Source organism: Isoptericola sp. NPDC056134, assembly GCF_042264825.1.
GTDB lineage: Bacteria > Actinomycetota > Actinomycetes > Actinomycetales > Cellulomonadaceae > Isoptericola > Isoptericola nanjingensis.
The window spans coordinates 66,780-92,729 of record NZ_JBHJVM010000007.1 but is presented as its reverse complement, the minus strand read 5'-3'; the positions used below and the strand labels follow the sequence as shown (position 1 = coordinate 92,729).

At 73.6% G+C, this 25,950-nt stretch carries 20 protein-coding genes; 16 read left to right on the top strand and 4 right to left on the bottom strand.

Translation table 11 applies throughout. From position 1 onward, the window contains the following. Positions 1 to 124: 124 nt before the first annotated feature. On the bottom strand, positions 125 to 1,930 hold the full coding sequence (locus ACFCZN_RS09090) for a dolichyl-phosphate-mannose--protein mannosyltransferase (protein WP_429764418.1): 1,806 nt from the start codon (positions 1,928 to 1,930) through the stop codon (positions 125 to 127). Between the two features lie 35 nt (positions 1,931 to 1,965). On the opposite strand from ACFCZN_RS09090, the gene rsmI reads away from it, so the two are divergent. Continuing rightward, the gene (gene rsmI, locus ACFCZN_RS09085) at positions 1,966 to 2,871 is read left to right on the top strand and encodes a 16S rRNA (cytidine(1402)-2'-O)-methyltransferase (RefSeq protein WP_429764419.1); all 906 of its coding nucleotides are present in this window, start codon (positions 1,966 to 1,968) and stop codon (positions 2,869 to 2,871) included. Between the two features lie 75 nt (positions 2,872 to 2,946). Here rsmI and ACFCZN_RS09080 read toward each other — a convergent pair whose 3' ends face one another. Beyond that, a complete protein-coding gene (locus ACFCZN_RS09080; RefSeq protein ID WP_430556558.1) occupies positions 2,947 to 3,540 on the bottom strand; it encodes an isochorismatase family protein in 594 nt (197 codons plus the stop codon). Positions 3,541 to 3,769: 229 nt separating this feature from the next. Here ACFCZN_RS09080 and ACFCZN_RS09075 point away from each other — a divergent pair, with 229 nt between their 5' ends. Next, positions 3,770 to 4,876, top strand: a complete 1,107-nt coding sequence (locus tag ACFCZN_RS09075; RefSeq protein WP_430556557.1) for an enolase C-terminal domain-like protein — start codon at positions 3,770 to 3,772, stop codon at positions 4,874 to 4,876. A gap of 31 nt (positions 4,877 to 4,907) precedes the next feature. On the opposite strand, the gene ACFCZN_RS09070 is transcribed toward ACFCZN_RS09075, so the two are convergent. Next, complete coding sequence (locus ACFCZN_RS09070) at positions 4,908 to 5,093, bottom strand: hypothetical protein (protein WP_429764423.1); 186 nt, start codon at positions 5,091 to 5,093, stop codon at positions 4,908 to 4,910. Between the two features lie 126 nt (positions 5,094 to 5,219). On the opposite strand from ACFCZN_RS09070, the gene ACFCZN_RS09065 reads away from it, so the two are divergent. The 8 genes from ACFCZN_RS09065 (at position 5,220) to ACFCZN_RS09030 (ending at position 15,666) form a co-directional block, all read left to right on the top strand. Further along, the gene (locus tag ACFCZN_RS09065; protein ID WP_430556556.1) at positions 5,220 to 6,503 is read left to right on the top strand and encodes a PQQ-dependent sugar dehydrogenase; all 1,284 of its coding nucleotides are present in this window, start codon (positions 5,220 to 5,222) and stop codon (positions 6,501 to 6,503) included. A gap of 68 nt (positions 6,504 to 6,571) precedes the next feature. After that, positions 6,572 to 8,356 carry a methionine--tRNA ligase gene (gene metG, locus ACFCZN_RS09060; protein WP_429764425.1) on the top strand — a complete coding sequence of 595 codons (1,785 nt, stop codon included), beginning with the start codon at positions 6,572 to 6,574 and terminating at the stop codon, positions 8,354 to 8,356. A 2-nt stretch (positions 8,357 to 8,358) separates the two neighbouring features. Beyond that, positions 8,359 to 9,273 carry a TatD family hydrolase gene (locus tag ACFCZN_RS09055; RefSeq protein ID WP_430556555.1) on the top strand — a complete coding sequence of 305 codons (915 nt, stop codon included), beginning with the start codon at positions 8,359 to 8,361 and terminating at the stop codon, positions 9,271 to 9,273. A gap of 82 nt (positions 9,274 to 9,355) precedes the next feature. After that, positions 9,356 to 10,552, top strand: a complete 1,197-nt coding sequence (locus ACFCZN_RS09050; RefSeq protein ID WP_430556554.1) for a ubiquitin-like domain-containing protein — start codon at positions 9,356 to 9,358, stop codon at positions 10,550 to 10,552. A 275-nt stretch (positions 10,553 to 10,827) separates the two neighbouring features. Then, entirely contained in the window at positions 10,828 to 12,069 is a 1,242-nt protein-coding gene (locus ACFCZN_RS09045; RefSeq protein ID WP_430556553.1) for a transglycosylase family protein, read from the top strand. A gap of 354 nt (positions 12,070 to 12,423) precedes the next feature. Continuing rightward, the gene (locus ACFCZN_RS09040) at positions 12,424 to 13,791 is read left to right on the top strand and encodes a G5 domain-containing protein (protein ID WP_430556552.1); all 1,368 of its coding nucleotides are present in this window, start codon (positions 12,424 to 12,426) and stop codon (positions 13,789 to 13,791) included. Positions 13,792 to 13,855: 64 nt separating this feature from the next. Continuing rightward, positions 13,856 to 14,728, top strand: coding sequence for a 16S rRNA (adenine(1518)-N(6)/adenine(1519)-N(6))-dimethyltransferase RsmA (rsmA, locus tag ACFCZN_RS09035; RefSeq protein WP_430556551.1), 873 nt, complete (start codon positions 13,856 to 13,858; stop codon positions 14,726 to 14,728). Beyond that, positions 14,725 to 15,666 carry a 4-(cytidine 5'-diphospho)-2-C-methyl-D-erythritol kinase gene (locus tag ACFCZN_RS09030; protein ID WP_429764431.1) on the top strand — a complete coding sequence of 314 codons (942 nt, stop codon included), beginning with the start codon at positions 14,725 to 14,727 and terminating at the stop codon, positions 15,664 to 15,666. Before rsmA ends, ACFCZN_RS09030 begins: the two co-directional genes overlap by 4 nt. Positions 15,667 to 15,874: 208 nt before the next feature. Here the strand turns inward: ACFCZN_RS09030 and ACFCZN_RS09025 are convergent, their stop codons facing one another. After that, positions 15,875 to 16,870, bottom strand: coding sequence for an acetylxylan esterase (locus ACFCZN_RS09025; protein ID WP_430556550.1), 996 nt, complete (start codon positions 16,868 to 16,870; stop codon positions 15,875 to 15,877). A 147-nt stretch (positions 16,871 to 17,017) separates the two neighbouring features. Here ACFCZN_RS09025 and ACFCZN_RS09020 point away from each other — a divergent pair, with 147 nt between their 5' ends. From ACFCZN_RS09020 to ACFCZN_RS08995, 6 genes are all read left to right on the top strand, one after another. Then, the gene (locus tag ACFCZN_RS09020; RefSeq protein ID WP_429764433.1) at positions 17,018 to 18,238 is read left to right on the top strand and encodes an ROK family transcriptional regulator; all 1,221 of its coding nucleotides are present in this window, start codon (positions 17,018 to 17,020) and stop codon (positions 18,236 to 18,238) included. Between the two features lie 81 nt (positions 18,239 to 18,319). Next, positions 18,320 to 19,681: an ABC transporter substrate-binding protein gene (locus ACFCZN_RS09015; protein ID WP_429764434.1), complete on the top strand. Its 1,362-nt coding sequence runs from the start codon at positions 18,320 to 18,322 to the stop codon at positions 19,679 to 19,681. A gap of 4 nt (positions 19,682 to 19,685) precedes the next feature. Beyond that, positions 19,686 to 20,624 (top strand): carbohydrate ABC transporter permease, encoded by a 939-nt coding sequence (locus ACFCZN_RS09010; protein WP_430556549.1) that lies wholly within the window; start codon positions 19,686 to 19,688, stop codon positions 20,622 to 20,624. After that, on the top strand, positions 20,624 to 21,544 hold the full coding sequence (locus ACFCZN_RS09005; protein ID WP_430556548.1) for a carbohydrate ABC transporter permease: 921 nt from the start codon (positions 20,624 to 20,626) through the stop codon (positions 21,542 to 21,544). The genes ACFCZN_RS09010 and ACFCZN_RS09005 overlap by 1 nt, the downstream gene beginning before the upstream one ends. A gap of 44 nt (positions 21,545 to 21,588) precedes the next feature. Then, a complete protein-coding gene (locus ACFCZN_RS09000; RefSeq protein WP_430556547.1) occupies positions 21,589 to 24,642 on the top strand; it encodes an alpha-mannosidase in 3,054 nt (1,017 codons plus the stop codon). A 67-nt stretch (positions 24,643 to 24,709) separates the two neighbouring features. Continuing rightward, positions 24,710 to 25,903, top strand: a complete 1,194-nt coding sequence (locus ACFCZN_RS08995) for a glycoside hydrolase family 76 protein (RefSeq protein ID WP_430556546.1) — start codon at positions 24,710 to 24,712, stop codon at positions 25,901 to 25,903. The last annotated feature ends 47 nt before the right edge of the window (positions 25,904 to 25,950 follow it).

The window sequence follows — 25,950 nt, the reverse complement described above, 5'->3', positions numbered from 1 at the left end:
TGTGGTTGGGCCCTCCCACCACCCCCCGGATTTCGCTTCCCCCCCCCCGGTAAGTGGGGAGGGTGGTCTTTCTTTTTTCTTTGGGCCGGAGAAGGGGCCAGACGCCCGCTCACAACACCTGGGGCTAGATCCAGGACTCCAGCCGCATGACGTTCTGCCAGTACGAGTACGGCACCTGCATGCCCGTCCACAGCGGGTAGAAGACCGCCGACACGGCGAGGACCACGACGAGGACGGCGACGATCACCGCGACGGCGAGCGAGCGCTCGCGGCGTCGTCCCTCCGTGCGCTCCAGCGCCACGACCATCGGATAGACGAGCGTCAGCACCACGAACGGGGTGAAGACGATCGAGTAGAAGGTGAAGATCGTCCGGTCGCTGAACGGCGGCGCGTAGGCGAACCAGGGCAGCCAGCCGGCGGCGGTGCCGCTCAGGACGGCGAGGGCGCGCCAGTCGCGCAGCCGGATGCCCAGCCAGATCGTCGCGACGATCGCGATCGCGCCGAGGAGCCACAGCAGCGGGTTGCCGAGCGACGTGACCGCACGGGCGCACGCCTCCGCGGCGTCGGCGGGGCAGGAGCCCTGGCCGGGCGACTCCTTCTCCCAGAAGAACGACGTGGGCCGCCACTGCACGATCCAGCCCAGCGGGTGCGACGCGTACGGGTGGTCCGAGGAGAGCCCGGTGTGGAAGTCCCACATCTGCTGGTGGTAGTGGAGCAGGCTGCGCAGCGGGTCCGGCAGCCAGGTGACGCCCTCGCCGGGATGCTCGGCCGCCCACTGGCGCAGGTAGGCGCCCTGGTTCACGAACCACGACCACCACGACGCGAGGTAGACGACGAACGCGGTGGGCACGATGGTGAGGAAGGCGGGCACGGCGTCGACGACGAGGGAGTCCTCCCACCAGCGGCCGACGCCGGCGGCGCGGCGGGCCGCGAGGTCCCACAGCACGGTGAGGATGCCGAAGACGGCGACGAACCACAGGCCCGACCACTTGGTGCCGCACGCCAGGCCGAGGCTGACGCCCGCGGCGAGGCGCCACCAGCGGAAGCCGAGGCGGGGGCCGTACCTGGCCACGGTGCCGCCGGCGTCGAGGATCTCCGCGACCCGGCCCGCGAGCCGGCGCCGGGCCTGCTCGCGGTCCATCAGCAGGCAGCCGAACGCGACCAGCACCCAGAACATGAGGAACTGGTCGAGCAGGGCCGTGCGGGAGTGCACGATCGCCTCGCCGTCGACGGCGAGCAGCAGGCCCGCGACCACCCCCATCGTGGTCGACGCGAACAGCCGCCGGGCGATCCGCACCAGCAGGAGGACGGCGAGGATGCCGACGATCGCGCTGGAGAGCCGCCACGCGAACGAGCTGGTGGCGCCGCCGCCCGCCTCCATGCCGAGCCAGATCATCCACTTGCCGATCGGCGGGTGGACGACGTAGGCGGCCTTGTCGAGATAGGTGAGGACGTCGCCCGCCTCGAACGCCGGGTTCGGCTCGTCGGGCCACTGCGCCTCGAAGCCGAGGCGGCCGAGCGTGAACGCGTCCTTGACGTAGTAGGTCTCGTCGAACACGAGCTGGTGCGGCTGGCCGAGCTGCCACAGCCGGGCGACCGCCGCCAGCAGCGTGACGACGATCGTGCCGACCCAGCCCCAGAACCGGTCGCGACGGCGGAGGTCGAGGCGCATGCGCCGGGCGCCGAGAAGCCGCTCCAGCAGTTTCGCCTGGGTCGTGCGGCCGTCGCCGTCGGCGGGCGTCGGGGACGGCGAGGGCGCCGGCACGCCGGGGAACGGCGGCGGGGGCTGGTGCGACGGCGGCACCGGCGCGCCGCCGGCCTCGGGCGCCCCGTCGGGGGCGTCGGCCGCGCGGTGGCGCGCGTGGTTCGTGGGCGTGCCCGCGGGCGCGGGATCGCCGGTGGTGGTGGCGTCGGCGTCGGGGGCGGTCACCGGGTCATCGTAGGGGCCGTGCGACGCTGGTCACCATGACCTCCGAGCCTTCCGCCGTACCCGCTGACGCACGCCGTCCCGCCCCGCGCGCCGAGGCCGGCGCGGTCGTCCTCGCGGCGACACCCATCGGGAACGCGGAGGACGCGTCGCCGCGGCTGCGGCGGCTGCTCGCGGAGGCCGACGTCGTCGCGGCCGAGGACACGCGCCGCCTGCACGCCCTGGCCGCACGTCTGGGCGTGACCGTGGCCGGGCGCGTGACGTCGTACCACGAGCACAACGAGGAGGCGCGCGCCGACGAGCTGCTCGACGTCGTCGCGGACGGCGGCACCGTGCTCGTCGTGTCCGACGCCGGCATGCCCGCGGTGTCCGACCCGGGCTACCGCGTCGTGGCCCGCGCCGTGGAGCGGGACCTGCGCGTGACGGCGGCGCCCGGGCCGTCGGCGGTGCTCACCGCGCTGGCCCTGTCGGGGCTGCCCACCGACCGGTTCACCTTCGAGGGGTTCGTGCCGCGCAAGGCGGGGGAGCGGTCGCGGTGGCTCGGCGCGCTCGCCGCGGAGCCGCGCACGATGGTCTTCTTCGAGGCGCCGCACCGGATCACCGACACGCTGCACGCCATGGCCGACGCCTTTGGCGCCGACCGGCCCGCCGCCGTCTGCCGCGAGCTGACCAAGACGTACGAGGAGGTGCTCCGCGGGCCGCTCGCGGACGTCGTCGCCGAGGCCGACGCCCGCGCCGCCGCCGGCGACGGCCTGCGCGGCGAGATCTGCGTCGTCGTCGGTGGCGCGCCCGTGGGCGCCGCGCCGAGCGTCGAGGACCTCGTGCCCGAGGTGCTGGCCCGCGTCCGGGCGGGGGAGCGGCTCAAGGCCGCCGTCGCCGATGTCGCCACCGCCGCGGGGGTGCCCAAGCGCGACCTGTACGCCGCCGCCCTCGCCGCGAGATAGAGAACCCCCCACCTCGAGATAGAGAACCCCGAGCGCGAGATAGAGAGGGCCTCTCCATCTCGCGGGGTTGGTTCTCTATCTCGCGGCGGAGTCGGCGAGCTCGACGCCGGCGGCGGCGAGCTCGACGCGGGCCTGTTCCCCCTGCTCGGGGCTCACCGGGATGGTGAGGTCCGTGAGGACCCGGGTGTCGAGGCCGAGCCCGACGGCGTCGAGGGCGGTGCGCTTCACGCAGTGCGACTCGACGAGCCCGACGACGTCGACCGCCTCGACGCGCGCGTCGCGCAGGGCCTGCTCCAGGGTGCGGCCGCCCTCGTCCGTGCCCTCGAAGCCGGAGTACCCGTGGGCGTACTGGCCCTTCTTCACGGAGACGTCGGCGTGCAGGCCCGCGAGCGCGGGGTGCAGCTCGGCGTTCGGCGTGCCGGCGATGCCGTGCGGAGGCCACGAGTCGACGTAGTCGGGGTGGTCGCTGAAGTGCTCGCCGGGGTCGATGTGCCAGTCCTGCGTGGTCACGACGATCTCGTACCGGTCGCGGTGCGCGGCGGCGTACGCCGCGACGTCCTCGGCGACCTGGTTCCCGCCGTCGACGGCGAGCTCCCCGCCCTCGCAGAACGTGGGCTGGACGTCGACGACGATCAGGGCGCGGACGGGTGCGGGTGCGGCGTCACTCATGCCGCCAGCCTGCCACGGCGCCCGGAGACTCAGGGGCCGTCGCCGCCGCCACCGCCGTCGAAGAATCCACCGCCGTCCATCCGGCCAGGTGTCGACGGAGGTCGCCCGGGTCGGCGGGCGCCGCGCGGTGCGTACGCCCCGGGCTTCCCGGCCATCATGGTGGGCGCGGCGGCCGCGAGCGTGCCGCGCCGACGTCGCCCGCACCGCTCCCGACCCCGTGAAGGGACCCATGACCTCCGCCGACCCCCGCATCGCCTCCGTCCGCCTCGCCCGCCTCGAGACGCGTTACCCCCGCACCGTCGGGCGCAACGCCCGGCTCGGCAGCCACGGCGACGGACCCGACTCCGACGTCGCGGTGCTCGTCACCGACGACGGGCGCACCGGCTGGGGCCTGGTGGAGGGCCCGCCGGGCGACGCCGCTCGGGTCGAGGGCCGGAGGCTCTCCGAGCTGGCGGACCCCGCGGTGGGCGTGCTCGACCCCACCGACCGCTGGCTGGACATCGCCCTGCACGACCTGCTCGGCGTCGTGCACGACGCTCCCGTCCACGCCCTGCTCGGAGGGCGCGGAAGCACCGACGTCGCGGTCTACGACGGCGCCATCTACTTCGACGACCTCGACCCGCAGGAGTCGCCGCGCGGGGTCGACGTGCTGCTCGACGAGTGCCGGGCCGACGCGGCCCTCGGATTCCGCGACTTCAAGCTGAAGATCGGCCGTGGGAACCGCTGGATGGACCGGGCCGCGGGGGACGCGCGCGACGTCGCCGTCACGCGCGCCGTCCGCGAGGCGTTCCCCGACGCGCGGATCCTCGTCGACGCCAACGACGGCTACGACCTGGAGGGCTTCCTCTCCTACCTCGACGCCGTCGCGGACGCCGACCTGTTCTGGGTCGAGGAGCCGTTCCTCGACGACCCGGGCGACCTCAAGGCCCTGCGGTCCTGGCTCGACGACCGCTCGCCGGCCACGCGCATCGCCGAGGGCGAGACCAGCCCCGACGTCGACGCCCTGCTGCCGGTGGCGACGAGCGGCGCGATCGACGTGCTGCTCATGGACGTGATGTCGTTCGGCCTCACCGCGTGGCGGGAGCTCATGCCGCACCTGGCGGGCACGGGCGTGGAGGCCTCCCCGCACGCCTGGGGCCGCCCCCTCAAGACGCGGTACGCCGCGCACCTCGCCGCCGGGCTCGGCAACGTCGAGGTGGTCGAGGGCGTGCCGGGCCGCGTGGCGGGGGTCGACGCGGCCCTGCTGCTGCCGCGCGACGGCGTGCTGCACCTCGACGACTCTCCCGGCTTCGGCCTACCTCTGCCCTCCGACGCCCACCTGCGCCCGGCCCGCTAAGGCCCGCCCGGACGGTCTCAGCAGAGGAAGGTCAGTAGGGGAAGAAGGTGGTGCCCGAGGGGCGCAGCGGCTCGACGCACATCGTCCCGGACTTCGGTCGGGCGTCGAGGGCGCCGTCGGGCGCGACCGGGAGGTGTGCGAGGTCGCGGGGGCGTTCGGCCTCCGCCTCGCGCTCCGTGCTGCGGAACCAGCTCGACACGGTGCTGACGATGCTCATCACGACCTCCGGGCTCGGCGTCTCTCCGGGCTTGGTGCTGCCTTGACCTCAGGGTGCCAGAACTTCGACCGACGGTCGACCACGGGTCGACCGACACGCGACGGCACTGGGCGGGAGGATGGGGCCATGGACTCACGGCAGCGGACCTCCACCGCCCGCTGGGGCGCGGCGACCGTCGTCGCGCTCCTGACGCTCACCGGGTGCGGCTCCGTGGGCGACGACGGCCCGCCCCAGGTGTCGAGGACGTCGACGTCGCTCGGCCCGGCCGACGCCTCTCCTGCGCCCGACGCCTCGGCGAGACCCACGGCGACCTCCACGCCCGAGGTCTCGGTCGAGACGGTCGTCGAAGGCCTCGACGTGCCGTGGGGCCTCGCCCCGCTGCCGGGCGGCGCGCTGCTGATCAGCCTGCGCGACGAGGCGCGGCTCGTGGTCGTCGACCCCGACGCCGGCACGACGACGGACGTCACCGGTCCCGGCGCGGACGCGCTCGCCGCGCAGACCACCCCCGACGGCGAGGGCGGGCTGCTCGGCGTCGCGCGCGACCCGGGCTCGGGCGACGTGTTCGTCTACCGCACCGGCGCCGACGACAACGCCGTGCTGCGCGGCGCGCTGGACGGGACGGTGCTCGGCGGGCTCACGACCGTCCTCGACGGCATCCCGCGCGCCGGCCACCACGACGGCGGCGGCCTGGCCTTCGGCCCCGACGGGTTTCTCTACGTCGGCACCGGCGACGCGGGGGACGGGGAGGCCTCGCAGGACCGGGCGTCGCTCGCCGGCAAGATCCTGCGCGTCACGACCGACGGTGACCCGGCGCCCGGCAACCCCGACGCCGGCTCGCCGGTCTGGACCTTCGGCCACCGCAACGTGCAGGGCCTCGCCTGGGACGCGTCGGGGCGGATGTTCGCGAGCGAGTTCGGGCAGAACACGTGGGACGAGCTCAACGAGATCGAGCCGGGCGGCGACTACGGCTGGCCCGACGTCGAGGGGCCGGGCCTCGAGGGGCAGCCCCAGGCGGGCGACGGCACCGTCGCCCCGGTCGCGTGGTGGCCCACGTCCGACGCGTCGCCGTCCGGCCTGGCGGTGACCGACGACGCCGTGTACCTCGCCGGGCTGCGGGGGGAGGGGCTGTGGCGGGTGCCCTTCGGCGGCACCGCGTCCGGCGCGGACGAGGGCGGCGACGGGGCAGGGCCGGGCCCGAGCAAGGACGCCGTGGACGCGGACGGGAGCGTCCGGCCGCTCGGTGAGCCGCAGGCGCTGCTCGCGGGCGAGCTGGGCCGGCTGCGCAACGTCGCCCCCGTCGAGCCGGGCGGCGGCGACGCGGACGGCCTGTGGGTGCTGACCAACAACACCGACGGCCGCGGCTCGCCGCGCGACGGCGACGACCGCCTGGTCCGGGTCACGTTCGGCTGACGCGGCGGGCCCGGCCGGGCCGCGGACCGCTCGGACGCGTCGTCGTCCGGGCCCTTAGAATCGCCCGCATGACCCACATCCTCTCGGCCGTGGCGTGGCCCTACGCCAACGGCCCGCGGCACATCGGCCACGTCGCCGGCTTCGGCGTTCCCTCCGACGTCTTCAGCCGGCACATGCGGATGGCGGGTCACGACGTGCTGATGGTCTCCGGCACGGACGAGCACGGGACGCCGATCCTCGTGCAGGCGGAGCAGGAGGGCGTGACGCCGCAGCAGCTCGCGGACCGCTACAACCGGGTCATCGTCGAGGACCTCACGTCGCTCGGGCTGTCCTACGACCTGTTCACCCGCACGACGACGCGCAACCACTACGCCGTCGTGCAGGAGATGTTCCGCACGGTGCACAAGAACGGCTACATGGTCGAGAAGACCACGATGGGCGCGATCTCCCCGTCCACCGGCCGCACGCTGCCCGACCGGTTCATCGAGGGCACGTGCCCCATCTGCGGGTACGACGGCGCGCGCGGCGACCAGTGCGACAACTGCGGCAACCAGCTCGACCCGATCGACCTGATCAACCCGCGCAGCCGCATCAACGGCGAGACGCCCAAGTTCGTCGAGTCGAACCACTTCTTCCTCGACCTGCCGGCGCTCGCGGACGCGCTGGGCGACTGGCTGCGCACCCGCACCGGCTGGCGCCCGAACGTGCTGAACTTCAGCCTCAACCTGCTCGACGACATCCGGCCGCGCGCCATGACGCGCGACATCGACTGGGGCATCCCGGTGCCGCTCGAGGGCTGGGAGGAGAACCCGACCAAGCGGCTGTACGTGTGGTTCGACGCCGTCATCGGGTACCTCTCGGCGTCGATCGAGTGGGCGCGGCGCACGGGCGACCCGGAGGCGTGGCGCGCGTTCTGGAACGAGGAGACCGCCCGCTCCTTCTACTTCATGGGCAAGGACAACATCACGTTCCACTCCCAGATCTGGCCGGCCGAGCTGCTGGCCTACGACGGGAAGGGCTCGCGCGGCGGCGCGCCGGGCCCGTACGGGACGCTGCAGCTGCCGACCGAGGTGGTCAGCTCCGAGTTCCTCAACGTCGAGGGGCAGAAGTTCTCGAGCTCGCGCGGCGTGGTCATCTACGTGCGCGACATGCTGGCGCGCTACCAGCCGGACGCGTTCCGTTACTACGTGGCGGCGGCCGGCCCGGAGAGCCAGGACGTCGACTTCACGTGGGACAGCTTCCTGCGCCGCACCAACGACGAGCTCGTGGCGGGCTGGGGCAACCTCGTGAACCGCACCGCGAGCATGGTGCACAAGAACTTCGGGCAGGTCCCGACGCCGGGCGAGCTGGCCGACGTCGACCGCGGCGTCCTCAAGGCGACGTCCGAGGCGTTCGGCACGGTCGGCGGGCTCATCGGGTCCAACCGGCAGCGCGCGGCGATCGCGGAGGCGATGCGCGTCGTCGGCGACGTCAACCGGTACGTCTCCGAGACGGAGCCCTGGAAGCTCAAGACGGACCCGGACCGGCTCGCGACCGTGCTGCACACGGTCACGCAGGCCGTGAGCGACTGCAACACGCTGCTCAGCCCGTTCCTGCCGCACTCGGCGCAGCAGGTGCACGAGACCATGGGCGGCACCGGCACGTTCGCGCCCCAGCCGCGCATCGACGAGGTCACCGACCTCGACGACGACTCCCGGCAGTACCCGGTCATCACGGGCGACTACGACTTCCCCTCCTGGGAGTCGCGACCCGTGACCCCGGGCACCGAGATCGCGAAGCCCACGCCCGTGTTCACCAAGCTCGACGACTCGATCGTCGAGGAGGAGCTCGAGCGGCTGCGCGAGAAGGCCTGAGGGTGGCGCGCAAGCGCGAGCGCGGGTTCCCGGCGGAGCCCGCGCCCCTGCCCGTCGCGGTCGCCGACAACCACACGCACCTCGACGCGATCGCGGGCGTGCTGCCGGACGACGTCCCCGCACCCGGCGTCGGCGAGCACCTCGCCCGCGCCGCGGCGGCGGGCGTGGACCGCGTCGTGCAGGTGGGCTGCGACCTGCCCGGCATCGACTGGACGGTCGACCTGCTGGCCGCGGGGCACCCGGGCGTGCTCGCCGCCGTCGCGATCCACCCGAACGAGGCCGTGCTGCACGCGGGCGTCCGCGAGGTGGGCCCGGACGGGCTGGAGCCGGACCCGGCGCCGCACCACGCCGTCGCGCTCGACGACGCGCTGGCCCGCGTCGCGGAGGTCGCGCGGGCGCACGACCGCGTGCGCGCGATCGGCGAGACGGGCATGGACCTGTTCCGCACCGGCCCGCGGGGGGAGGCGGTGCAGCGCGACGCGTTCCGGGCGCACGTCGCGCTGGCCAAGGAGCTGGGCCTGGCGCTGCAGATCCACGACCGGGACGCGCACGCGCAGGTGATCGACGTCCTGCTCGCCGACGGCGCCCCCGAGCGCACCGTCTTCCACTGCTACTCGGGCGACGAGGAGATGGCCGCCCTGGCGGCCGAGCACGGCTGGTTCCTCTCGTTCGCTGGCCCCGTGACCTACCCGAGGAACGACCACCTGCGCGGCGCGCTGCGCGCCGTCCCCCTCGAGCTGGTGCTGGTCGAGACCGACGCGCCCTACCTGCCGCCGCACCCGTACCGCGGCCAGCCGAACGCCCCGTACGTCGCGGCGCACACCGTGCGCGCGATGGCGGACGTCCTCGAGCGGCCGCTGGACGAGGTGTGCCGGGCGCTCTCCGCGACGTCCGAGCGCGTGTACGGCACGTGGTGAGGGATCGGTGAGCGGTCGAGGGCTTCCCCCCTGGTCACGGTTCCGTTACGGTCTGGTGCTCGTGCGGAGGTCGAGGGCGAAGGTGGCGTCGGACAGGGCGACGGCTCCGGCGGCGACCCCTCGCCGGGGCGCCCTCACCGGGCCCGCGCGCCACGTCGTGCACGGCACCGTGGTCCTCGCGCTGGTGGGCGGCACGGCCGCCGTCACGCAGGTGCACAAGACGGTGACGATCGACTACGACGGCCACGTCGCGACCGTCGACTCGTACGGCGCGTCGGTGGCCGACGTGCTGCGCTACCACCACATCCCGCTCGGCCCGGACGACCTCGTGCAGCCGGCCGCGTCGTCCGCGGCCGCGGACGGCGGCCAGGTCGTGGTCCGTTCGAGCCGCGAGGTGACGGTCGAGATCGACGGCGAGGTCACGACCTTCCCGACGACGGCGCACACGGTGGGCGAGCTGCTCGCGGCGCTCGGGCCCCGGGGGGCGGACGCCGTGACGTCGGCGTCGCGCACCGCGGCGCTGGACCGGACCCCCGTGCGGGTGTCGACCACGAAGACCGTGCAGGTGGCCGTGGACGGCCTGGTGCTGCCCATCCGCACGGCGCAGTCCACGGTGCGCGACGTCCTGGCGACCGCCGGCATCACCCTCGGTGAGCACGACCGCACGTCGGTGCCGCTCGGCGGGGCCGCGGTCGACGGGATGCTCGTCATGGTGAGCCGCGGGGACACCGACGCCGACCGGAAGACCGAGGTCATCCCGTTCGAGACGGAGAAGGTCGAGTCGGACGAGCTGCCGAAGGGGTACGAGGTGGTGCGCACGGCCGGCGTGCCGGGGGAGCGCGTCACGACCTATGAGGTGCGCACCCTGGACGGCGCCGAGGTGCAGCGCACCGTGGTCGACCGCGAGGTGACGCGCGAGCCGGTGGACGAGGTCGTCGTGGTGGGCACGCTCGAGGTCTCGACGGCGAACCCGGACCCGGGCTCCGCGAAGGCGATCGGCAAGGCGATGGCCGCCGAGCGCGGCTGGGGCGACGACCAGTACGCCTGCCTCGAGAAGCTGTGGGACAAGGAGTCCGGCTGGCGCTGGAACGCCGAGAACCCGTCCAGCGGGGCGTACGGCATCCCGCAGGCGCTGCCCGGCACCAAGATGGCGACCGCCGGCTCGGACTGGCGCACGAACCCGTCGACGCAGATCGAGTGGGGCCTGGGCTACATCTCCGGCCGGTACGGCACGCCGTGCGGGGCGTGGAGCCACTCCATGTCGGTCGGCTGGTACTGATCCCCGCTCGCCGACGCGAAATTGAGGACGCGCGGCGACCCCTGTGAGACGGCTCACGCCGTTCGTCCGGACTTTCCGGGCACGACGGGACGGAACCGGGCATCTCTACCATAGCCAGGCTTGGCCGATGATCACGATCCGGTTACGGTCTTCGGAGCCACCGGATCGACCACGCCCCGACAGCCAGCCGGGACCCCGCCGTCGTGACCGGACCGCACGACGACTGGACCTGTGTGAACCCCTCGAACGAGACTCCCCACTCCTCGGCCGAGTCGATGCCCGAGGCTGGGCCCGACGCAGCAGCCGCCCCCACGACGACCGCCACGCGCCGTCGCCGCCGGCTCCCGCTCATCGCGGGTCTCGCCGCCGGCGCGCTCGTCGTCGCGGGAGGTGCGGCCACCGCCTACGAGAGCGCACGCAAGAGCGTGACGCTCGACATCGACGGCGAGACGCGCACCGTCGAGACCTTCTCCGGCTCCGTCGCCGGCCTGCTGGACGCCCAGGGCGTCGAGGTGGGCGAGCGCGACGCCGTCACCCCCGACGCGGACGCCGCCCTGCGCGACGGCTCGCAGGTCGTGGTCCGCTCCGGGCACGAGCTCACCGTGGACGTCGACGGCGAGCAGGACGACGTGTGGGTCACGGCGCTCGACGCCGAGGAGGCGCTGCGCGGCCTCGACGCCCGCGGCTCCGACGTCTCCCTCGTCGCCTCCCGCTCCGGCGACCGCGCCTCGCTGCCGCTGCAGCTCGACGCCGACCAGCCGGTCGCGGTCGTCGCGGACGGCACCACCACGGTGGTCGACGACGGCTCCGTCGGCCTGGAGGCGATCCTCCAGGGCCTCGGCCTCACGGTCGACGACGACGACCACGTCTTCGTGGAGCGTCAGGCCGCCAAGACCGAGGGCGACCCGGCGGTGCGCATCGTCATCGAGCGCGTCGAGACGAAGAAGGTCACCAAGAAGGTCGCGGTGGACCACAAGTCGCGCACCGAGAAGGACGCCGACCGCTACGCCGACCAGGGCAGCACGGTCGCCCAGGAGGGCAAGGACGGCGAGCGCACGCTCACGTACCGCGTGACCACGGTCGACGGCGACGTCGTCGCCAAGAAGAAGCTCTCGGACAAGGTGACGACCAAGCCGGTCACGGAGGTCGTCGTCGAGGGCACCAAGGAGCGCCCCGAGCCGGAGCCCGAGCCCGCGCCGAAGGAGACCTCGTCCTCCTCGTCGTCGAGCTCCTCGTCCTCGTCGTCCGGCTCGACGTCGAAGGCCACCGGCTCCGCGCCCGCGGGCGTGTGGGCCGACCTCGCCCAGTGCGAGTCGGGCGGCAACCCGGCGACGAACACCGGGAACGGCTACTACGGCCTGTACCAGTTCTCCGCGCAGACCTGGCAGGCGATGGGCGGCTCCGGCCTCCCGTCGGAGAACTCGGCAGCCGAGCAGACCCGCATCGCCAAGAAGCTGCAGGCGCAGTCCGGCTGGGGCCAGTGGCCCGGGTGCGCGGCGAAGCTCGGTCTGCTCTGACCTGACGCCCGACGGGCCTCGCGCCCGCCACCGACCGCCCGGGACGGCACCGCCGTCCCGGGCGGTCGTGCGTCGGGGCCCTCCGCGCGCCGGGTGGGATGTGGGTCTCGTCACGACGCCGCCGACGGATTAGGTCTCCGATAACGAATCGGTTACGGTCGAGTGTCCCGCGTGCGAGCCGTGCTCGACAGGTGTATGCGACGCGGGCCCCTGAACCGCCGGATCGGTGGGTCGGAACTCGGCGCCTTCGGGCGCCGGGCCGGGAGCGAGGCGCCAGCGCGCCGCCCCGGTGCGTGACGGGCCGCCGGCCCGCCCCTGACCACCGTGCCCGGACAGCACGACGACTGGACTCTCGTGACACGCTCCCCCCAGACCTCTCCCGTGCCCGCCGTGCCGGACGCCGACACCGTCGCTCCCGCCACGACCCGCAGCCGCCGCCGCTGGCCGTTCCTGGCCGCGGCGACCGCCGCCGCGGTCGCCGTCGCCGGTGGCGCCGTCGCGTACGCGGACGCCCGCAAGACCGTCACGCTCGACGTGGACGGCGACGTCAAGACCGTGACGTCCTACTCCGGCTCCGTCGACGACCTGCTCACCTCGCAGGGCGTCGTCGTCGGCGACCGCGACCTCGTGACCCCGTCGGCCGACGCCGCGCTCGAGGACGGTTCCGACGTCGTCGTGCGCTCCGGCAAGGAGCTCAGCCTGCAGGTGGACGGCAAGGACACCGACGCGTGGGTCACCGCCCTCGATGCCGACGAGGCGCTCGACACCCTCACCGCCCGTGGCGGCGACGTGCGCATCGTCGCCTCCCGTGACGGCGAGCGGGCCTCGCTGCCGGTGGACGTCGACACCGACGGCCCGGTGGCCGTGGTGCACGACGGCACGACCGACGTGGTCGAGGACGCGGAGGACGTCGAGGCCGTGCTGGCCGAGGCGGACGTGGAGCTCGGGAAGCGCGACCGCGTGCACGTCACCGACGCCGCCAACGGCGAGGTGAAGAAGCACGTCGCCGCCGCCGTCGCGGACGAGAAGAAGCAGGCCGAGAAGCAGGCCGAGAAGGACGGCGCGCAAACCGAGCAGGTCGCCGCCGCCGAGACCCCCGCGGCCGCGACCGACGTCGCCACGCCGCAGGTGGCCGTCGTCGTGCAGCGCGTCGAGACCAAGAAGGTCACGACGACCAAGGCCGTCGACCACAAGACCACGACCAAGAAGTCCGCCGACCGGTACTCCGACGTCGACGCGAAGGTCGTGAAGAAGGGCAAGGACGGCGAGCGCACGATCGTCCACCAGGTCACCACGATCGACGGCAAGGTCGTGAAGAAGACCAAGGTCTCGGACGAGGTCACCACCAAGCCCGTGACCCGCGTGCTGGTGAAGGGCACCAAGGAGCGCCCGGAGCCCGAGCCGGCGGCGCCGACGTACTCCGGCTCCACCCGCTCGATCGGCAAGCAGATGGCCGCCGCCCGCGGCTGGACCGGCTCGCAGTGGACCTGCCTGGAGTCGCTCTGGACCAAGGAGTCGGGCTGGAACGCCTCGGCGGCCAACCCGTCGTCCGGCGCCTACGGCATCCCGCAGTCGCTGCCCGGCTCGAAGATGGCCTCGGCCGGCTCCGACTGGCAGAGCAACCCCGCCACCCAGATCGAGTGGGGCCTCGGCTACATCGCGGACGTGTACGGCACGCCGTGCGGCGCGTGGGGCCACTCGCAGTCGGTGGGCTGGTACTGAGCCGCCCGTCCTGAGTCGCCCGTCCTGAGTCGTCGGCCGCGGGCCGACGAATAGACTCGCCCCCATGACGAACACCCCTGGCGCCCTGCTCGGCCCTGCGGAGATCCGCGAGCTGGCAGGGCGCCTCGGCGTCCGCCCCACCAAGCAGCTCGGGCAGAACTTCGTGCACGACGGCGGCACGGTGCGCAAGATCGTCCGCGCGGCCGGGCTGCGACCGGGGGAGCGGGTCGTGGAGATCGGCCCTGGGCTGGGGTCGCTGACCCTCGGCCTGCTGGAAGCCGGGGCCTCGGTCGTCGCGGTCGAGATCGACCCGGTGCTGGCGGGTCAGATCGCCGAGACGGTGCGCAAGCACGCCCCCGACGCCGACTTCGAGGTGGTGCCCGCCGACGCCCTCGAGGTCACCGAGCTGCCGGGCGAGGCGCCGACGGCGCTCGTCGCGAACCTGCCCTACAACGTGGCCGTTCCGGTGCTGCTGACCTTCCTGCAGCGGTTCCCGAGCCTGGAGCGCGTGCTCGTCATGGTGCAGGCCGAGGTGGCCGACCGGCTCGCCGCCGGCCCCGGGTCGCGCACGTACGGCGTGCCGTCGGTGAAGGCCGCCTGGTACGCCGACGCGCGCCGGTCGTTGAACGTCAGCCGGCACGTGTTCTGGCCGGAGCCCAACGTGGACTCCGCCCTCGTGGCGCTGGAGAAGCGCGAGCCCCCCGTCACGACCGCGACGCGCGAGCAGGTCTTCGCCGTCGTCGACGCCGCGTTCGCCCAGCGCCGCAAGACGCTGCGCGCCGCCCTGTCCGGCACGTTCGGCTCCGGCGCCGCCGCCGAGGAGGCGCTGCGCGCCGCGGGCGTCGACCCCGGGCTGCGGGGCGAGCGGCTCGAGGTCACGGACTTCGCGCGCATCGCCGAGCAGCTTCCCGTCGCGGCGGGCACGGTGGACGCGTGACGCATCTCGCCGCCGCCCCGTCGCCGTCCGTCCGGGTCCGCGCGCCCGGCAAGGTCAACCTGTCGCTGCGCGTCGGCGCGCGGCAGGCCGACGGCTACCACCCGCTGTCGACGATCTTCCAGGCCGTGGCGCTCTACGAGGAGGTGACGGCCACGCAGGTGCCGGAGGGCGCCGGCGTGACGATCACCGTGGACGGCCCGCAGGCCGAGCTCGTGCCCGTCGACGGGACGAACCTCGCCTGGCGTGCCGCCGAGGCCCTGGCGACCCAGGTCGGCGTGGCGCCGGACGTCGCGCTGCACCTGGCCAAGGGCGTGCCCGTCGCCGGGGGCATGGCGGGCGGCTCCGCGGACGCCGCGGCCACCCTGGTGGCCTGCGACGCGCTGTGGCAGACCGGTCTGAGCCGCGACGACCTGGCGACGCTCGCCGCGGGCCTCGGCTCGGACGTCCCGTTCGCCCTGCTGGGGCACACCGCCGTCGGGACCGGGCGCGGCCACCTGCTGACGCCGGCCATGACCCGCGGCGAGTTCCACTGGGTGTTCGCCGCCCAGGCCGAGGGCCTGTCGACGCCGGCCGTCTACGACCGGTTCGACGAGCTGACCGGCCCGGACGACGCCGTCGACGAGCCGGGGCTCGACGAGGACACCGGGCTGATGCAGGCGCTGCGCGCCGGCGACGCGCACGCCCTCGGGCACGCCCTGCACAACGACCTCGAGGCCGCCGCGCTCGCCCTGCGCCCCGAGCTGGAGCGCACCATCGCCGTCGCGCGGGAGGCCGGCGCCCTGGGGGCGTTCGTCTCCGGTTCCGGCCCGACCGTCGCGGCGCTCGCCCGGTCGCGCCAGCACGCGCTGGCCGTCGCCGCGTCCTGGACCGCCGAGGGCGTCGCCGACTCCGTGTGGTGCACCTCCGGCCCCGCGCACGGCGCCCGCCTACTGCCCTGACCGCGAGGTGGTACCGAACCTGCCGAGGTAGTACCCATCTCGCCGAGGTAGTACCCCTCTCCGCGAGGTAGTACGAAACCTGCCGAGGTAGTGCCCCTCCCGTCGAGGTAGTGCCCGAGCGCAGGTGGTATGCGAGGTATGTCTTAGATGCCCGTACTACCTCGGCGAGATTCGTACTACCTCGGCTGGCCTGGTACTACCTCGGCGGTCAGAGGTGCTTGGCCAGCCAGGTGAGGGTCGGGGCGAAGCGGTAGCCCTGGCCGCCCTCGTGGCGGTTGTGGGGGTAGACGTCGATCGCCGTGTCCGGTGCGGTCCCGCCCAGCGCGCCCCACTGGTTGTACGCGGCGTAGACCGTGGACGGCGGGCAGACGTCGTCGCGCAGGGCGGTCGAGAACAGCGCCGCCGCGCGGGCGCGGCGGGCGAACGAGACGCCGTCGAGGTAGGAGAACGTGCGCCAGACGGCGTCCTCGTGCTCGCGGTGCACGGACAGGTACTGCGTGATCTCGCCGTACGGGAACGCGTCGGAGATCTGCACGGCGCGGCGGTAGTGGCACAGGAACGGCACGTTCGGCACGGCGGCGGCGACGTCGGGCACCAGGCCGGCGACGGCGATCGCGATGCCACCGCCCTGGCTCGTGCCGGCGACGGCGACGCGCGCGGGGTCGATCCCCTCGACGCGGCGCACGGCGTCCACGGCGCGCACGCCGTCGGTGAAGACGCGCCGGTAGTAGTGCTCGTGCGGGTCGAGGACGCCGCGCGTCATGAAGCCGGGAGAGGCGGGGCCGCTGCCCACCGGGTCGGGGGTGTCGCCACCGTGGCCCCAGCCCGAGCCCTGACCGCGGGTGTCCATGACGAGGTGCGCGTAGCCCGCGGCGGCGAGGCCCAGGTGGTCGTGCGCCAGCCCCCGCCCGCCGCCGTAGCCGACGAACTCGACGACCGCCGGCAGCGGGCCGTCGGCCGCGGCGTCGTGGCGCGCAGGCCGCGTCAGCCACGCCTTGACCGGCTGCCCGTCGAAGCCCGGGAAGGTCACGTCGTCCACGACGAGCTCCGTGAGGCCGGTGTCCGCGCGCTCTAGCGTCGGGGCGTCGTCGTGCGCGCGCGACTCGACGAGGGTCTGCTCCCAGAACGCGTCGAAGTCGGCGGGCTCGTCGATCTCGGGCACGTACGCCTCGAGCTCGGCGACGGGCAGGTCGAACTGGGCCATCGGGTTCCTCCGGGGACTTCCTGCGGGGCCACCGCAGCGGCGCGGTGTCGGGCTGCACTGTAGCGGGCCGGCAGGCGGCCTTGGAGAACGTTTCCCCGCGCCGGACGTCTACGCTGCGACCAGTCGGACGGGCGAGGTGAGGACACGGTGCGACGCGGGACCAACCTGCCGCGGGTGGGCGACTTCAACCAGATGGTCGTGCTCGACCAGGTGCGGCGCGCGCCCGACGGCACGAGCCGCAGCGAGCTCGCGGCGAGCACCGGGCTGTCCCTCCAGGCGGTGTCGAACATCGTGGCGCGGCTCATCGCGCTGGGCTACGTCGTCGAGGGGGAGCGCCGGGCCGAGGGCCGCGGCAAGCCCCGCACGATGCTCTACCTCGAGCCGCAGGGGGCCTACGCGCTGGGCGTGCACATCGACCCGGTGGTGGTGACGTCGGTGCTCGTGGACCTCGACGGCCGCACGGTGGAGAAGGTCGTCGAGCCGACGCCGGCCGGCCCCGAGGCCGTGGCCGGGGCCGTCGCCGCGGCGGCCGCCGGGATGCTCGACCGGGCCGGTATCGAGCGCTCCGCCGTCCTGGGGCTGGGGGTGGCGGCGCCGGGGCCGGTGGACCTCGCCGCCGGCACGGTGATCCGCCCGCCGCTCCTGGACGGCTGGGAAGAGGTGCCGGTGCGCGACCTGCTGGCCGCCGCGACGGGCTTCGACGTCGTGCTGGACAAGGACGTGTCGGCGGCGATGGTGGCGGAGCTGTGGCGCGGCAACCGGATGCTGCGCGGCACGTCCCTCTTCTTCTACACCGGCTTCGGCGTCGCCGTGGCGGTGGCGCACGACGGCGAGCTCCTCGCGGGATCGTCGCGCAACGCCGGCGAGGTCGGCCACCTGATGGTCGACAACGACGGCCCGCGGTGCGACTGCGGCCAGCGGGGGTGCATCGGCGTCTCCGCCGCCCCCGCGACGCTCGTCGCCGAGGCCGTCGCGGGGGGCGTGCTGCCGGCGGGCACCCCGGCGTCGACGCCGGCGGAGCTCGACGCGGCCCTCACGACGCTGTGCCGGGCCGCGGCCGAGGGCGACGCGGCCGCCGCGGGGATCCTCGTGGCGAGCGCGCGACGGGTCGCGCGCGGGATCACCGTGGTGGCCGACCTCGTCGACGCGGGGGTCGTCGTCTTCGGCGGCCCGGCGTGGGCGCGGCTGGCCCCGCACTACCTGCCCGTCGTGCGGCGGGAGCTCACCCTGCAGGCGACGCTGCGCGAGGTGCACGCCGTCGAGGTGCTGGGCTCCGCCGTCGGCGACCACGTCGGGGCGGTGGGTGCGGCGAGCCTCGTGCTCGACGGGCTCTTCACCCCGCGACCCTCCGGCCTCGTGAGCGCTTGACAGCATTAACTCAATTCGCTTGAGTTATTCACGTCAGCCGGCCCGGCGTCGTCGGGCCACTCATGTGGGCAAAGGAGCAGCATGCGACTGGCACGAACCCTTGCCGCGGGATCCGCGGTCACGGCGCTCGTCCTCACCCTCGGAGCCTGCGGCTCGGGGGGCGGCGAGGGCAGCAGCGGGGACGCGACGATCAAGATCGCGTACCAGAAGTTCGGGAACTTCACGCAGGCCGACGAGCTGTTCAAGGACGTCAAGGCCGAGTACGAGAAGGAGAACCCGGACGTCACGATCGAGCTCGTGCCGATCGAGGCCAGCCAGAACGACTACTTCACGAAGCTCGCGCTCATGAACCGCGCGCCCGGGACGGCGCCCGACCTCATGTACGAGGACACGTTCATGATCAAGTCGGACGTCGAGGCCGGCTACCTGCTGCCGATGGACGACTACCTCGCCGACTGGGAGGACTGGGGCCAGTTCGTCGACCAGGCCAAGCAGGCCGGGCTGGGCGACGACGGCAAGACCTACGGCGTCCCGATGGGCACGGACACCCGCGGGCTGTGGTTCAACAAGGAGGTCCTCGCCAAGGCGGGGCTCCCCGAGGACTGGGCCCCGAAGACCTGGGACGAGCTGCTCGAGGCCGCCCGGGCGATCAAGAAGGCGGACCCCGACGTCATCCCGCTCAACGTCTACTCGGGCAAGCCGATGGGCGAGGGCGCCACGATGCAGGGCTTCGAGATGCTGCTGTACGGCACGGGCGGCACGCTCTACGACACCGACACCTCGAAGTGGATCGTCGGGTCGCAGGAGTTCGTCGACTCGCTCGACTTCATCAGGACGATCTACACGGAGGGCCTCGCCCCGACGCCGCAGCAGGCGCTCGACCCGAACGTCGGCAACACGGTCTCGGCCGAGTGGCTGCCGAAGGGCAAGCTCGGCATCTCGCTGGACGGCTCGTGGATGCCCGGCACGTGGCTCGAGGAGGGCACGGCGCCCTGGCCCGAGTGGACCGACGTCATGGGCACCGCCGCGATGCCCACCCAGGACGGCCAGGCCCCCGGCGCGGTGAGCATGTCGGGCGGCTGGACGATGGCGATCGGCTCCGGGTCGAAGAACCCTGACGTCGCGTTCGACGTGCTGACCCACGCGCTCGACAAGGAGCACTCGCTGCGGTTCGCGATCGACAACAGCCAGATCGCGGTGCGCACCGACGTCGCCGAGGAGCCGTCGTACTCCGAGGCGAACCCGACGGTGCCGTTCTTCTCCGACCTCGTCGAGGTGACGAACTTCCGCCCCGCCACCTCCGACTACGCGCAGATCTCCAACGCGATCCAGGTCGCCATGGAGTCGGTGATGACCGGGCAGCAGACGCCCGAGGAGGCCGCCGCCGTGTACGACGAGGCCGTGATCGCCCAGGTCGGCGAAGAGAACACGACGAACGGCTGACGACGTGACCACCACCCTCGCCCCCGCCCCCGTCGGCGGGCCGGGGGCGGGGCCGTCGCCGGTGCGGCGCGCGCACGCGCGCCGCACCGCCGGCCGCCTCGTCCCGATGCTGCCCGCCGTCGCCCTGCTCGCGCTGTTCATGCTCGGCCCGGTCGTGTGGTCGTTCTACGGCTCGTTCACCAACGCGGCCCTCACCGGCCCGAACGCGGCGAACCCCGAGTGGGTCGGCCTGGACAACTACGTCGCGCTGCTCGGCGACCCCGACTTCCCGAAGGCCCTGTGGCTCACGGTGCTGTTCGTCTTCGCGTCCGCGGTGATCGGGCAGAACGTGGCCGGCCTCGGGCTGGCGATGCTCATGCGCTCCGCGCTGAAGCCCGTGCGCGCCGTCGTCTCGACGCTCGTCGTCACGGCCTGGGTGCTGCCCGAGATCGTGGCCGCCTTCGCCGCCTACGCGTTCTTCCACGCCGACGGCACGCTCAACTCGCTGCTCGCGGGCGTGGGGATCACCGGCCCGGACTGGCTCTTCCAGTACCCGATGCTCGCCGTCATCCTCGCCAACGTCTGGCGCGGCACGGCGTTCTCGATGATGGTCTACTCCGCCGCGATCGCGGAGGTGCCGCCCGAGCTCACGGAGGCCGCGACGGTCGACGGGGCCAACGGGGTGCAGCGCCTCGTGTGGGTCACGCTCCCGACCATCCGCCGCAGCATCTCGACCAACCTCATGCTCACCACGCTGCAGACGCTGTCCGTGTTCACGCTCATCTACGTGATGACCGGCGGCGGCCCCGGCACCGACAGCTCCACCCTGCCGATCCTCGCCTACCAGGAGGCGTTCAAGTTCGCCCAGGTCGGCTACGGCACGGCGATCGCCACCGTGATGCTCGTGATCGGCGCCGTGTTCTCCGTCGTGTACATCCGCAGCCTGAAGCCGGAGGTCGACTGATGGCCCAGACCGCCGCCCCGGCGTCCGTCCCCTCGCCCGTGCCCGACGTCGCCGGCGCGCGCCCCGCGCGACGGCGGTCGACGCCGTCGGTCGCCGCCCCCGGGCCGCGCACGGTGCGCATCCTGTCGAACGTCGTGCTCGTCGTCGTCGGGCTGTGCTTCCTGCTGCCCCTCGGCTGGATCGTGCTGGCGTCGCTGGACCCGAGCGCCACCCTCGCCGTCGGGCTGCCGGAGACGTTCACGCTCGAGAACTTCACGGCCGTCATGACGCCCGAGCAGACGTGGGTGCCGCTGGCGAACGCCTTCGTGCTGTCCGCGGGCACGGGCCTCATCACCGTGGTCGCGTCGGTGCTCGCCGCGTACCCGTTGTCGCGCTACCGGATGCGCTTCAACAAGCCGTTCCTGTACGCCGTGCTGTTCGGCACCTGCCTGCCGATCACGGCCATGATGGTGCCGGTCTACTCGCTGTTCGTGCGGCTCAACCTGCTCGACTCCCTGGCCGGCACCACGTTCTTCATGGCCGCGACGTCGTTGCCCATGGCGATCTGGATGACCAAGAACTTCATGGACTCCGTGCCGATCTCCCTCGAGGAGGCGGCCTGGACCGACGGTGCGTCGGCCATGACCACCCTGCGCACCATCGTGCTGCCGCTCATGCGGCCCGGCATCGCCGTCGTCTTCATCTTCGTGTTCATCCAGGCCTGGGGGAACTTCTTCGTCCCCTTCGTGCTGCTGCTGACGCCGGAGAAGCAGCCGGCGGCCGTGAGCATCTTCGCGTTCTTCGGCCAGTACGGCTCGGTCGCCTACGGCCAGCTCGCGGCGTACTCGATGCTCTACGCCCTTCCGGCCGTCGGCCTGTACGTGCTCGTCTCGCGGCTGTCCGGCGGCTCGTTCGCGCTCGCCGGCGCCGTCAAGGGCTGACCGCGCCCGTCCCACCGCCCGCCCCGTCATCAGGAGCCTGATCCATGCACGACACCACCGCCCGCACCACCGCGCGCCTCGAGCGGTTCACCCGCGACTGGCTGGAGCCCGCCGTCCTGCGCGAGACCCGGCCGCTCGACGTCGAGGCGTGGACCGTCGGCGGGGAGCCGGTGCCCTTCGCCGAGGCGGCGCGTGCCACGTACGCCCCGTTCGCGATCGGCTCTCCCTGGGGGCGGCCGTGGGACACGACGTGGTTCCACGTGACGGGCGCCGTGCCGGCGGAGTGGTCGGGGGACGCGGCGCCCGCCGGGACGCGCGTGGAGCTCGTCGTGGACCTCGGGTTCACCGGCGCGGGCCCGGGCTTCCAGGCCGAGGGCACCGCCTGGACCCCCGACGGCCGCATCGTCAAGGCCGTCGAGCCGCGCAACCAGCACGTGCCGCTCGTCGCCGGCCAGGCGCTCGACGCCGACGGCCGCGTCGACGTGTACGTCGAGGCCGCCGCCAACCCCGACGTGCCGGGCGGCGCGTGGACGCGGCCCACGCCGATGGGCGCCTGGGAGACCTCCGGGCCGGACCCGATCTACGCGCTGCGCACCATGCACGTGGCCCTCGTCGACGAGACGGTGTGGGAGCTGCTCCAGGACGTGCGCGCCCTGCACGGCCTGGTGCGGGTGCTGCCCGCCGCGAGCCCGCGCGCGGCCGAGGTGCTGCGCGCGCTCGAGGACATGCTCGACGCCGTCGACCCCGACGACGTCGCCGGCACCGCGGCCGCGGGCCGCGCGGCGCTCGTGGACGCGCTCGCCGCACCGGCCGCGGCGTCCGCCCACCGGGTGCACGCCGTCGGCCACGCGCACATCGACTCCGCGTGGCTGTGGCCCACGCGCGAGACCGTGCGCAAGTGCGCGCGCACGTTCTCCAACGTGCTCGCGCTCATGGACGAGGACCCGGACGTGAAGTTCGCCTGCTCGTCCGCGCAGCAGTACTCGTGGGTGCAGGAGCACTACCCGGAGCTGTTCGAGCGGATCCGCGAGCGTGTGCGCGAGGGTCGGTTCGTGCCCGTGGGCGGCATGTGGGTCGAGTCGGACACCAACATGCCGGGCGGCGAGGCGCTGGCCCGCCAGCTCGTGGCCGGCAAGCGGTACTTCATCGAGGAGCTGGGCGTGGAGCCGAAGGAGGTGTGGCTGCCGGACTCCTTCGGGTACACGGCGGCCCTGCCGCAGCTCGCCCGCCTGGCGGGCAGCGACAACTTCCTCACGCAGAAGATCTCGTGGAACGACACCAACACCATGCCGCACCACACGTTCTGGTGGGAGGGCATCGACGGGTCGCGGGTGTTCACGCACTTCCCACCCGTGGACACGTACAACTCGGAGCTGACCGCCGAGGAGCTCGCGCGGGCCGAGCGGCAGTACGCCGAGAAGGGCCGCGCGAACACGTCGCTGGTCCCGTTCGGCTTCGGCGACGGGGGCGGAGGCCCCACCCGGGAGATGGTGGCCGCGGCCCGGCGCACGCGCGACCTCGAGGGGTCGCCGAAGGTGGAGCTGTCCGACTCGCAGTCCTTCTTCGACGCCGCCCGGGCCGAGTACGCGAACCCGGCCACGTGGACGGGGGAGATGTACCTCGAGTACCACCGGGGCACCTACACGTCGCAGGCGCGCACCAAGCGCGGCAACCGCCGCAGCGAGCACCTGCTGCGCGAGGCCGAGCTGTGGGCGGCGACGGCGGCCGTGCGCGTCGGCGCGGACTACCCGGCCGAGCGGCTGCAGCGGCTGTGGCGCACCGTCCTGCTGCAGCAGTTCCACGACATCCTGCCCGGGTCGTCCATCGCCTGGGTGCACCGCGAGGCCGAGCGCAACTACGCCGAGGTGGCCCGCGAGCTCGAGGAGATCGTCGACGACGCGCTGCGGGCGCTGGTCGGGGAGGGCGAGCGGCCGGTGGCCGTGAACGCCGGGCCGTTCGCGCGCGACGGCGTCGCGGCGCTCGGCGGCACGGCCCTCGACGCGGCGCGCGGCGCGGGCACCGTGACGCCCGTGGCCGAGGGCGACGGCTGGGTGCTGGAGAACGACCTCGTGCGCGTCGTCGTCGACGGCAACGGGCACGTCGTGTCCGCCGTCGACCGGTCGAGCGGGCGCGAGGCCGTGCTGCCCGGCGCGAGGGCGAACCTGCTCCAGCTGCACCGCGACGTCCCCAACGAGTGGGAGGCGTGGGACATCGACGAGCACTACCGCCGCAGCACGACCGACCTCGTCGACGCGGCGAAGATCGAGGTCGCCGACGGCGCGTCCGGGCCGGTGGTGCGCGTGCTGCGCGAGGTCGGGTCGTCGCGCGTCGAGCAGGACCTCGCGCTCCCCGTCGCCGGGCGCGGCCTGCGCATCACGACCCGCGTCGACTGGCACGAACGGCAGAAGCTGCTCAAGCTCGCGTTCCCGCTCGACGTGCGCGCCGAGCGCGCGACGTCGGAGATCCAGTTCGGGCACGTGCACCGGGCCACGCACGTCAACACGTCGTGGGACCACGCCCGGTTCGAGACCGTCGCGCACCGGTGGGTCCACGTGGGGGAGCCGGGCTTCGGCGTGGCCGTCGCGAACGACTCGACGTACGGGCACGACATCACCCGGACCCGCACCGCCGACGCGACCGACGCCCAGGGCGCCCGCGGCACCACCGTCCGGCTCTCGCTGCTGCGCGCGCCGAAGTTCCCCGACCCCGACGCGGACCAGGGTGAGCACGAGCTGACCTGCGAGCTCGTCGTCGGCGCCGGCATCGACGACGCCGTCCGCCACGGCTACGCGCTCAACCTGCCCGAGCGCGTCGTCGCGGGGGACCACGGCGTCGAGCCGCTGCTCTCGGTGGACGACGACGCCGTCGTCGTCGAGGCCGTCAAGCTCGCCGAGGACGGCAGCGGCGACGTCGTCGTGCGCCTCTACGAGAGCCGCGGCGGCCGCGCCCGGGCCCGTGTCACGCCGGCGTTCGAGCACACCGGCGTGGTCGTGACGGACCTGCTGGAGCGGCCGCTGGACGCCGCGCACCGCGACGGCGACGACGTGCTCCTCGAGCTGACGCCGTTCCAGGTGGTCACGCTGCGCGTGCGCCGCTGACGTCATGCACCGCCACGCGGGGACCGGGCACCACCGAGCCGAGCACCACCGAGCAGAGGAGCGAACGATGAGGTTCACCAGAGCAGCCGGGGCGAGATCGGTCGGGACGGTCGCCGCGCTGGCGTGCGTCCTGGCCGCGGCGGTGCCCGCGTCCGCGTCGGAGGACGGGAGCGGCACGTCGCCGCGCACGCAGCAGGCCCGAGCCGTGGCCAGCTACGAGGCGATGCAGGAGCACCTGTACGTGGACGACGGGTCGGGGCTCTACCGGGAGCGCTACCCGTCCGGCGCCGAGGACCGCCCGTACTCGTACGAGTGGCCGTTCTCCCAGGCGCACGTCGCGACGCTCGACCTCACGGGGATGCCCGGGCGGGCGGGCCGGTCGTTCACCGACGACCTCGCGGACCGGTCGGTGGGCCAGGAGCGGTTCTGGAACGCGGACGGCGGCACGACCGGGCCGCCGGCGTACGACTCCTACGCCCGCGCCCCGTACGGCGACGGAGGCGACATCTTCTACGACGACAACGAGTGGGTCGCGCTGGCCAAGGTGCAGCAGCACCTGGCCACGGGCGACCGGGCGGCCCTCGAGCGGGCCGAGGAGATCTTCGAGCTGGTCGTCTCCGGCTGGGACACCGACCCGGACCACCCGGCGCCGGGCGGCGTCTTCTGGACGCAGGCGCCGTGGAGCACCGACCGCAACACCGTGTCCACCATGCCCGGCGCGCAGCTCGCCACCCGCTTGTACATGCTCACCGGCGAGGAGCGCTACCTCGACTGGGCCGAGCGGATGGTCGGCTGGACGGACGAGCACCTGCTCGCGCCGAACGGCCTGTACTGGGACAACGTCAAGCTCGACGGGTCGATCGACCGGACGCAGTGGTCGTACAACCAGGGCGTCCCGGTGGGCACGTACACGCTGCTGTACGAGGCGACGGGCGAGGAGCGCTACCTGGAGAAGGCGGAGGCGATCGCGGCGGCCTCGTACCGGTTCTACGTGACCGAGGGTCGTCTGGCCGGCCAGCCCATGTTCTTCAACTCGATCTGGTTCAAGAACCTGCTGCTCCTGGAGTCGGTGACGGGCGGGCACACCTACCGCGACGCGATGGCGGACTACGCGGACACGCAGTGGCGCGAGGCGCGGGACTCCGGGACCGGGCTGTTCGACGCCGGTGACGAGCACACCGAGCTGCTCGAGCAGGCGGCCATGGTGCAGATCTACGCCACCCTCGCGTGGCCGCGCGGCAAGGCGTCGATCCTGTACTGAGCCCCCGCCCCTTCGAGCAGGCGACGGATCGCGTGCTCGAAGGGGCG

Bases quoted from the DNA above. Each gene is read 5' to 3' on its own strand.
- ACFCZN_RS09075 (WP_430556557.1), top strand. From the start codon at position 3,770: ATGACCTCCGCCGACCCCCGCATCGCCTCCGTCCGCCTCGCCCGCCTC.
- ACFCZN_RS09015 (WP_429764434.1), top strand. From the start codon at position 18,320: ATGCGACTGGCACGAACCCTTGCCGCGGGATCCGCGGTCACGGCGCTC.
- ACFCZN_RS09000 (WP_430556547.1), top strand. From the start codon at position 21,589: ATGCACGACACCACCGCCCGCACCACCGCGCGCCTCGAGCGGTTCACC.
- ACFCZN_RS09025 (WP_430556550.1), bottom strand. From the start codon at position 16,870: ATGGCCCAGTTCGACCTGCCCGTCGCCGAGCTCGAGGCGTACGTGCCC.
- ACFCZN_RS09080 (WP_430556558.1), bottom strand. From the start codon at position 3,540: ATGAGTGACGCCGCACCCGCACCCGTCCGCGCCCTGATCGTCGTCGAC.
- metG (WP_429764425.1), top strand. From the start codon at position 6,572: ATGACCCACATCCTCTCGGCCGTGGCGTGGCCCTACGCCAACGGCCCG.
- rsmI (WP_429764419.1), top strand. From the start codon at position 1,966: ATGACCTCCGAGCCTTCCGCCGTACCCGCTGACGCACGCCGTCCCGCC.
- ACFCZN_RS09065 (WP_430556556.1), top strand. From the start codon at position 5,220: ATGGACTCACGGCAGCGGACCTCCACCGCCCGCTGGGGCGCGGCGACC.
- ACFCZN_RS09045 (WP_430556553.1), top strand. From the start codon at position 10,828: ATGCCCGAGGCTGGGCCCGACGCAGCAGCCGCCCCCACGACGACCGCC.
- ACFCZN_RS08995 (WP_430556546.1), top strand. From the start codon at position 24,710: ATGAGGTTCACCAGAGCAGCCGGGGCGAGATCGGTCGGGACGGTCGCC.
- ACFCZN_RS09070 (WP_429764423.1), bottom strand. From the start codon at position 5,093: ATGAGCATCGTCAGCACCGTGTCGAGCTGGTTCCGCAGCACGGAGCGC.
- ACFCZN_RS09005 (WP_430556548.1), top strand. From the start codon at position 20,624: ATGGCCCAGACCGCCGCCCCGGCGTCCGTCCCCTCGCCCGTGCCCGAC.
- rsmA (WP_430556551.1), top strand. From the start codon at position 13,856: ATGACGAACACCCCTGGCGCCCTGCTCGGCCCTGCGGAGATCCGCGAG.